The sequence below is a fragment of the Wolbachia endosymbiont of Drosophila leontia genome (assembly GCF_028981785.1).
GTDB lineage: Bacteria > Pseudomonadota > Alphaproteobacteria > Rickettsiales > Anaplasmataceae > Wolbachia > Wolbachia pipientis.
Map to the genome: position 1 here is coordinate 7,398 of NZ_JAPQLK010000139.1, position 8,982 is coordinate 16,379.

Sequence of the window (8,982 nt, forward strand, 5' to 3'; positions counted from 1 at the left end):
TATCCATTTTTTAAGTTGGCGTTTTTTAATGTTTTAAATGCTTTATAAGCGTATTTCAGCTTGTGTAGGTAAAAACCCAGAAATTTGATAAAGACATAGAGTGCACATAGTGCAAAAAACTAAACATGAGGCGCCAGATACGTGAGTTTTTTTGTCATTTAATCTGTACAGAGAAGATAAATAAATAGCTTCAGTTTCATGATAAGGGGGCTGGCGAGGTTTGTCAAGGAAGTTTTTTCGTTTCTGTTCTATGGTTATGCAAGAAGTCTATTGTATGTTTACACTCTGCATTAAAGCTTTTAGTTAAGAGCATATCCATCCACCGCCGATAACTTGCTCATCTTTATACGCTACACAGGCTTGACCTGGACTGATGCCAAAGTAATCGTCGTTTAAAATGACACAGGCTTTATTTTTTTCATCAGTTGAATGTATTGTTGCTAAACTTCCCGCATGTGATGATCTCAGCTTCACAGTTACTTCCATACCTTCCTTTGGTTGTTCTAACCAATTTAACTCTTTGATCAATATTTTTTTTTGCATTAATGCGTTGATCGGACCTACTATAACCTCATTATTCTCTGTATTAATTTTTATCACGTAAAGAGGTTCATTGTGTGCGATACCCAAGCCCTTTCTTTGCCCCACTGTAAAATTTACTATGCCACTGTGCTCGCCTAGCACTTTTCCATTCACATCCACAATTCTGCCTTTCTGTACGGATTGTGGAGCTAATTTAGCTATTGTTTTACTATAGCTTTCGGAAACAAAGCATATATCTTGACTGTCTGGCTTTTCAGAAATTTGTAAACTGAAATATTTTGCTAATTTTCTTATATCACTTTTATAGAACCCACCTAGCGGAAATCGCAAAAGCTTTAACTGCTCTTGAGTTGTAGCAAACAAAAAATAACTTTGATCTTTACTTTTATCAATACTTCTGCACAACTTTACCTCACCATTTTTTTCTAACCTTCTCACGTAATGTCCTGTTACGAGCACATCCGCACCAAGATTTTTTGTAACTTGCAATAGATCACGAAATTTTACCGTTTGGTTACATCTCACGCATGGTATGGGAGTTTCCCCACGCATATAGGTACTCGCAAAATCCTCTATTACTTCCTTTTTGAATATTTCCTCATAGTTTAAAATATAGTGAGGAAAGCCAACACTTTCAGCTACACGCTTAGCGTCATAAATATCCTGTCCAGCGCAGCATGCACCCTTTCTTGCGTTAGCATTACCGTCAGTGCCATAGAGTTGAAGAGTCACACCTATCACCTGGTACCCAAGGTTATGTAGCAGTGCTGCAGCAACCGAGCTATCAACTCCCCCGGACATTGCAACAACAGCCTTAGTCTGGTGCGGAGTTTTATCTTTTAGCAGAGGTTCAATTTCAAATTCTTTTAGCATAATCGCCTTAATTTATAAGCACAAACTTGGTGTCATGCAAGTAGCTGACACTGGAATCTAGTTTCTATTACACAATTTCATCGAAACAGCATGCTTGTTTATAGTCAATTTTTCTGGATCCCAGTGTTGGCTACTTGGATGACATCTTTATGCTTGAGGTAAAATTTGCTATAAAATTCGATAAACTACCTTCAAAAATAATTTAATCTTGCTTGAATAAAACATGGCCAAAATAATCCATGTTTTCAAGCACTTTTCCACTACCTAAGGCAACACAACAAAGTGGGTCATCTGCAACACGAACCGGTAATTTTGTTGTTTCACTGATAACTTTACCTAGATTACGTAATAATCCACCACCACCGGATAAAACTATTCCTCTATCGACTATATCAGAAGAAAGTTCAGGTGGAGTGCTCTCCAGCGCAGTCTTAATAGCAGAAATTATCTGATGTACAGGCTCTATTAAACTCTCTGCAACTTGGTATTCTGATAAAAGCATTTCTTTTGGCATGCCACTCACTAAATCCCTGCCTTTAATTATCATTCCCTCTTTGTTATTTTCACCTGGCAGACTGGCTGAACCTATGCTTTTCTTAATTTTCTCAGCGGTTGTTTCACCGATTAATAACTTATGATTTTCACGAATATATGATTTTATTGCTTCATCCATAATATCGCCACCTACTCTGGCAGAACGTGAATAAACAATTCCGCCTAAAGAAATAATTGCAACTTCAGTTGTACCACCTCCTATATCAACAATCATAGAACCCTCAGGTTCAGTAACCGGGAGCCCAGCTCCGATTGCTGCAGCCATTGGTTCTTCAATTAAAAATACTTCATTTGCACCAGCACTTTCTGCTGCATCTTGTATAGCACGCCTTTCAACTGGCGTGGATCCAGATGGAACGCATATGATAATATTAGGTTTATTAACAGTGAATTTTGTGTTTGCACTGCGTATGAAATATTTTAGCATTTCTTCCGCACTTTTAAAATCAGCAATGACTCCATCTTTTAAGGGCCTTATCGCCTCTATTTCTCCAGGCGTTTTTCCAAGCATCATTTTAGCTTTTTTACCAAAAGCATAAGGAACGTAACTTCCTTTTTCTTTTATTCTTGCTACAACTGAAGGCTCATCAAGCACTATTCCCTGATTTTTCTGATAAACTAAAGTGTTTGCAGTACCAAGGTCTATAGCAATATCGCTAGCAAACAAACCTTTGAAAGTAAAAAGGCTATAAAACTTTCCGGTTAATTTTCGAACAAAATTCATACATAACTCAAGAAAACCATTTATTAAGACAAATTATACTTTTCAGATAAGTAGTAAGTAACACACTCAACGTCTAAACCCTTACCTGTTACTTTTTTTAGCAGTTCCAGGCCACACTTCGCACTGTATACATTTTGAGATAACCAACTGATAAGTAAACTAAAATCTCCTTTTATTATAGCACTTAATGATTCGTAATGATTCTTTTTAACGAAAGAGAAAATCTGCACAGCAGCAATTAAAGCAATAATTTTTATAGGAAAGTAGCCCATAACACCGCTTGCCCAATATTCATCTTGAAAATAAGTGTTTAGCTCATTTTTAGCTTTTACTGGAATTTTATAGTGCTTCATACCCTCCAACCACGCATCATGCAGGTCTTTGACTTCCAATGTGCCATTTATTATATCTTGTTCTAACTTAGTTCTCAACATAATATGAGCTAACAGACTAAATTCATCTGCATTTTTCAAAAAAGAAGAAGGGTTTATTTCATTGAAAACCAAGTGCAAATTTTCAACACTGCTATTAGTTTTGCCTTTTATAGCAAACTTCTCTTTTATGTGTGGTTGAATAAACTCAATAAATTCTCTGGATGTTCCAATCATCCTTTCCATGAATAACCCTTGAGTTTCATACATAACATGTCTCGTAATTGGACTACTTATAGAATTTTGCGCTAAACATTTTTGATAAATTGCATAACCACTATGCCGTAAAAGTGAAAATAAACCATAACAAAAATCAGATTCATCATAATCTATAGGGTAGTAATAAGAAGTACGAATCTCATCTAGTGCAATACCCATTTGCTGTAAACATAATGAGCCAAGTTCAATCTGTTTCTGAGTAGCAACTTTTTGTATATTAGTAACCTTATCCTTATCCTTTTTCTGCTTTTCAATTATTTTATCTACATTTTCGCTAAAAAATTTGCCTACCTTGGGGAATACTTCCCTTATACTCTTTTCTGTGATATCAGAGTCATAGTCAGCAAGCAGTGGGTCGTATTTTGAGCATTTTAATTGCTGCGATTTTATAGAAGCTACTTCGCGAATGAGTGTGATTAAATCAGTAAAACGTTCTTTTAGTTTTTCTAAGTTACTGGTTTCAGAATGAGATAGCTTCCATAAATTTTGGCATTCAACCTTAGCTTTGGATAAAGACTTTACTAAATCAATAGGAACAGCACTGTTGCTTTTATGTATTCTCTCTATTAACTTTAGCTGCTGAGTATTTGCACTTTTTTTGTTACCAAGAGCATCTGCTAATGATTCCTTTATTACGTCATGAGAGATAATTTCATGTCTGATTTCTTCTAGAAGACTCATTTGTTCAACCTTGTCCTCTATATTCAATTGGCTTTGGTTTAGTACTTTTAGCGTATTTTCGATATTCTTTACCCTATACAATACTTCCTCTAAAAACTTATAAGATTGCATATTTGTTCATTATTTTAGAAAACATCTGTTTAATACCGCAATAGATTAATAATAAAGTTAAAAGTATATTTGCTTAAAGTACAATAAAAAATTGTACTTTTTATTCTTTTATTGGATTTTTCTACTCAGAGTCCAGCATATTATAGGAAAATTAATTGTAAGGTTGTAGAAAAAGTATTTAGTATTTTATTTCTCTTGACTATATTACAACATGGAGAGATATTAGCTACTGAAATTAAAGTTACGCACTATTTAAAATTTATGGAGGTTTAGTAATGTGGAGTAGACTGGTTATAATGTGCTGTTTTTGTTTATTACTTACTGGTGTAAGTTCTTGCCCAAAAAAAGGAGCAAATACAACAAATAAAATAAATTCTGTTGTTAAGCAGATAGGTGATAAAAGAGTTTTCTTTGGTTATGATGAATCTAGTATTGCTGAAGTAAGTGCAGATGCATTACTTGACGTAATGGAGGTGTTACAAGATAACCCTGATGCGAAGGTTACTTTAACTGGTCACACTGACAACCGTGGTTCTCATGAATATAATCTTGCGCTAGGCGCTAGAAGGGCTGATGCAGCTAAAAAATTTATGGTTAGTTGTACACCCTACATAGAAAACAGAATAAAAACTGCTTCTAAAGGTGAAACTGAGCCTTTGGTTAATGTAAAAGATGATTCTAGAAATTCTAAATATGAAAAAGAGCATGCTAAAAATCGTAGAGTGGAATTTTCATTTTCTGGAATAAAGAAATAGTTTCTTGCATTAAAACCTGGATCCCAGTGTCAAACACTGGGATGACATAAAGAAAGGCCACTGGGGTAGACAAAAAAGGACAAACTTGTCATATTTCGTTGCTTGTTAGCGGGATCTATATATACCACAAATAAGTCGCGGTATGACGTAAGAGATCTGACCTGTCTGGCCATCAAGAGACATAATGGAATTAGAGTTATTATTTCAAAATGTGGTTAATAGTTTTGCTTTCTATAACAATCAAGTTGCAGTTGCAGTATCAGGTGGTGTAGATAGTATAGTCTTACTGCACTTAATGACTAACTGGGCAAAAAAAAACAAGCTTTCACTTCCTACAGCATTAACAGTGAATCATGGGTTACGTCCAGAGTCTCAAAAAGAAGCTGATTTTGTTGTAAGTTATGCAAAGGAACTTGGAGCAAAGGAATCGTTCATATTAAATTGGGAGAAGCAAAATATTAAAGGCAATATTCAGTTACAGGCACGAAAAGCACGGTATAAGTTACTAGCAGAGTGGTGTAAAAATAATAATGTTAAATATTTACTTGTTGCTCATCACAAAGATGATCAAGCAGAAACGTTCTTGTTAAGATTAGAGCGAGGTAGTGGCGTAGATGGATTATCATCAATGGACTACAAGTCTTTCCTAAATGGTATTTATATATTTAGGCCATTGTTAAATTTTAGTCGTAGTGAAATAGAAAAGTACGCTAAGCTTCATCGGTTAAAATGGATCGAAGATAGAAGCAACTATGACTTAAAATACAGGCGAACTTTATACCGTAACTTACTTAAAGCAAGTGATAATCAAGAGATTTTAACAGAGCGAATATGCCTCACAGCCCTTCATATGAAAAGAGCTGCAAAAGCGTTGATGCACTACACACGCCTTGCGTTTAATGACTGCGTTAATGTGCATGATCTTGGTTATATTGAAATTAAACTAAGTGAGTTTTATCAATTGCCAGAGGAAATAGCCTTGAGGCTTCTTCTTTACTCCATAATGGCAATTGCCAGTAAACATTATAAACCAAGGTACAACAGCCTTATCGTAATATTTAATAAAATATTGCAAAAGGATAGTAATGTTAACTGTACACTTTCTGGGTGTAAAATAAGAAAACATGGAGAAAATATCTTGATAATTAGAGAATCGTCAAAGATACAAGAAATTACCTTAAACCTACCTTTAAATGAACCTACTCAATGGGATAACAGATTTAGCTTCACAATACTCGGAAATCAAGAGTGTTCAGTTATCATCGCTCCATTAAAAAAAACACAAAAAGTTCCTGAATTTCTGAAGGATTACAACTGCTGCCCTGAAGTTTTCTGTTCTTTGCCTGTAGTGCTAAAAGATGGAAAGGTGCTTGCTTATCCTGATGTAAATTATAACGGAAAAAATACCAATGACGATAAGGTTCAATGCATTATTAATAGCACGATAAAACAAAATTTGGTAAGCTTGATTAGTATTTAGTTAGAAATAGAAATGAAAAAATTTTTAGAAGGCTTATTGATCTGGTTAGTAATTATTGTTCTTATTTCAGTTGCTTATATTCAGTTCAGCGGAAATGTAGGTAAAAGTAAAACAATTATACCTTTTTCGGAATTTTTAACTAGACTAGAAGACAATGATGTAGAAAATATTGTCATAAAAAACCAGAGCATTGAAGGCAAGTTCAGGGACGGTTCAAGTTTCAATTCAAGCGGTGTCATATATAGCGACCTAATAAAAAATTTACATGATAGAAAAGTGAGATTCTCCTTTTCAACTGAAGATTCTGCCATGAACGTAATTGGTGGATTACTTATCTCATGGGTCCCAACATTTATCTTTATTGGCTTCTTGCTATTCTTTCTTAAACAAACACAAGCGGGGGGCAACAGAACTATAAGCTTTGGCAAGTCAAGGGCTAGACTCATGGCTAGTGGAAAAAAAGTAACATTTGATGATGTTGCCGGAATTGATGAAGCAAAAGAAGAGCTAGTAGAGATCGTTGATTTTCTTAAACAAAGGCAAAAATTTCAAATATTAGGTGGAAAAATACCAAAAGGGTGCCTTTTGATTGGCTCTCCTGGAACTGGTAAAACTTTACTTGCTCGTGCAATTGCAGGAGAAGCTAATGTGCCATTCTTTAGTATTTCTGGATCTGATTTTGTTGAAATGTTTGTGGGTGTTGGTGCAAGTCGTGTTCGTGATATGTTTGATCAAGGCAAGAAAAATGCTCCTTGTATAATTTTTATAGATGAAATAGATGCGGTGGGTAGGCATCGTGGTATTGGTCTTGGTGGCGGCAACGACGAAAGAGAGCAAACATTAAATCAGTTATTAGTTGAGATGGATGGCTTTGAGTCTAATGAAGGTGTAATAATAATTGCTGCGACTAACCGTCCGGATGTCTTAGATCCAGCACTGCTTAGACCTGGTCGTTTTGACCGACAGATTACTATTTCTTTACCCGATATAAATGGGCGTGAAAAGATATTAAATACTCATATAAAGAAAATATCAATAGCACCAGATGTAAACGTGAAAACGGTTGCAAGAGGAACACCAGGCTTTTCTGGAGCTGATTTAGCAAATTTAGTGAACGAATCTGCACTTATTGCTGCAAGAAGAAACAAGAAGATTGTTACCATGGACGATTTTGAATATGCACGTGATAAAGTGATGATGGGCGTAGAAAGACGATCCCTAATTATGATAGAAGAGGAAAAGAGACTGACTGCATACCATGAAGCTGGTCATGCGATAATTGCTGTTAATATGCCTGCTTCTGATCCTATACACAAGGCAACAATTATTCCACGCGGTAGAGCACTCGGTTTAGTTATGAGACTACCAGAAACAGATAGAGTGTCCCTCACAAGAGAAAAGATGATAGCAGATATTACTGTTGCTATGGGTGGAAGAGTGGCAGAGGAGCTAATTTTTGGCTACGATAAAGTCACAAGCGGTGCATCTTCGGATATAAAACAAGCATCTGATTTATCACGCGCTATGGTAACAAAATGGGGAATGAGTGACAAAATAGGCCCGATCTATCACAATCGCGAACGAACCATACATGGTTCTGAGATAATTTCTGAAGATACGTTAAAACTTATAGATGAAGAAGTAAAGAAAGTTGTGTCTTCTTGCTATGAAAAAGCAAAAGACATTTTGACCAAGCATAAGAAAGGCTTAGATCTCATTGCCGAAAATCTACTGGAGTTTGAAACTTTAACAGGAGATGAAATAAAGGACATATTAAATGGAAAAAAAATTGTTAGAGAGGAAAATGAGAAGAATGAGAAAATAAAAAAATCCTCTCTCTATGAGAGTTGACCTCATCTTAAAAATGCTAATCAGCTAACGCTGCAATAAAACATTCAGAATTGTAACTGTCAATATAAATTGTATTAAAATATTAATAATATTGCATTTTCATCACAATAATGCTATCATTCAGTTAGTATTAATGTTTAATGAGGTGTGAGTAATGATTGATATAGCTTCTATTGGTGTAAGTACAGTTATTGATCAGAATTATAGAAGAAAAGCACAATTATGTTTATCAGGATTATTTGTAACTGTGTCAATAGCAACTGTTACCTGGTTTATTTTCCCTGCGTCACAAAATGTATTAGCTCCGTTTTTACTTCCGGCTATGTTCTTGCTCTTCACTTTATCGATGGGTTATTACATGTTCATATTTAGTTGTGAAGAAAAATCTTTGGTAAAGAATGTTCTTGGTATGGTTGAACCGGCTGAATCGGTAAAGAGAGTGCATTGCCAAGAAAATATTAAGTCCTTATTAGCAGAAGTGAGAAGTACTACGAAAGATAGGTTTCGTAACGTGCTTGTTAATCTTTGTTTTGAAGATCGTAGTAAAGCACACAAACTTGCATTATATGTGAAAGAAATTGACGATATTGTGTCTTCAATAAAAAATAAAGACCTCTTAGAACCTGTTTAAAATCTTCGTAATAGGGGAGAAATGAAGGAAAGGACAATCATTTGCAAGCTGGTGTTGGGTTTACGTTCGCAATTTTTCCACAATCTTCTACATTTTTCTAACCAAGCAAAAGATCGCTCAACAACCCA

At 35.1% G+C, this 8,982-nt stretch carries 7 protein-coding genes and 1 pseudogene; 4 read left to right on the forward strand and 4 right to left on the reverse strand.

Annotation, left to right across the window (positions count from 1 at the left end; translation table 11 throughout):
• Positions 1-303 precede the first annotated feature (303 nt).
• From mnmA to OZD63_RS05140, 3 genes are all read right to left on the reverse strand, one after another.
• Positions 304-1,416, reverse strand: coding sequence for a tRNA 2-thiouridine(34) synthase MnmA (mnmA, locus tag OZD63_RS05130; protein ID WP_274979915.1), 1,113 nt, complete (start codon positions 1,414-1,416; stop codon positions 304-306).
• A gap of 202 nt (positions 1,417-1,618) precedes the next feature.
• Positions 1,619-2,695 carry a rod shape-determining protein gene (locus OZD63_RS05135; protein ID WP_007548791.1) on the reverse strand — a complete coding sequence of 359 codons (1,077 nt, stop codon included), beginning with the start codon at positions 2,693-2,695 and terminating at the stop codon, positions 1,619-1,621.
• Between the two features lie 23 nt (positions 2,696-2,718).
• Entirely contained in the window at positions 2,719-4,137 is a 1,419-nt protein-coding gene (locus OZD63_RS05140; RefSeq protein WP_275008297.1) for a gluzincin family metallopeptidase, read from the reverse strand.
• A gap of 275 nt (positions 4,138-4,412) precedes the next feature.
• Here OZD63_RS05140 and OZD63_RS05145 point away from each other — a divergent pair, with 275 nt between their 5' ends.
• The 4 genes from OZD63_RS05145 to OZD63_RS05160 all read left to right on the forward strand — a co-directional run bounded on the left by OZD63_RS05145 (position 4,413) and on the right by OZD63_RS05160 (position 8,854).
• Positions 4,413-4,892 carry an OmpA family protein gene (locus OZD63_RS05145; protein ID WP_010081889.1) on the forward strand — a complete coding sequence of 160 codons (480 nt, stop codon included), beginning with the start codon at positions 4,413-4,415 and terminating at the stop codon, positions 4,890-4,892.
• A gap of 184 nt (positions 4,893-5,076) precedes the next feature.
• Positions 5,077-6,372 carry a tRNA lysidine(34) synthetase TilS gene (tilS, locus tag OZD63_RS05150; RefSeq protein WP_275008298.1) on the forward strand — a complete coding sequence of 432 codons (1,296 nt, stop codon included), beginning with the start codon at positions 5,077-5,079 and terminating at the stop codon, positions 6,370-6,372.
• A 12-nt stretch (positions 6,373-6,384) separates the two neighbouring features.
• Complete coding sequence (ftsH, locus tag OZD63_RS05155) at positions 6,385-8,223, forward strand: ATP-dependent zinc metalloprotease FtsH (protein WP_275008300.1); 1,839 nt, start codon at positions 6,385-6,387, stop codon at positions 8,221-8,223.
• 154 nt (positions 8,224-8,377) lie between these two features.
• A complete protein-coding gene (locus OZD63_RS05160) occupies positions 8,378-8,854 on the forward strand; it encodes a hypothetical protein (protein ID WP_274979380.1) in 477 nt (158 codons plus the stop codon).
• Here OZD63_RS05160 and OZD63_RS05165 read toward each other — a convergent pair.
• Positions 8,851-8,982, reverse strand: a pseudogene (locus tag OZD63_RS05165) (IS5/IS1182 family transposase); the annotation flags it as partial. The gene OZD63_RS05160 and the pseudogene OZD63_RS05165 sit on opposite strands and share 4 nt — an antisense overlap.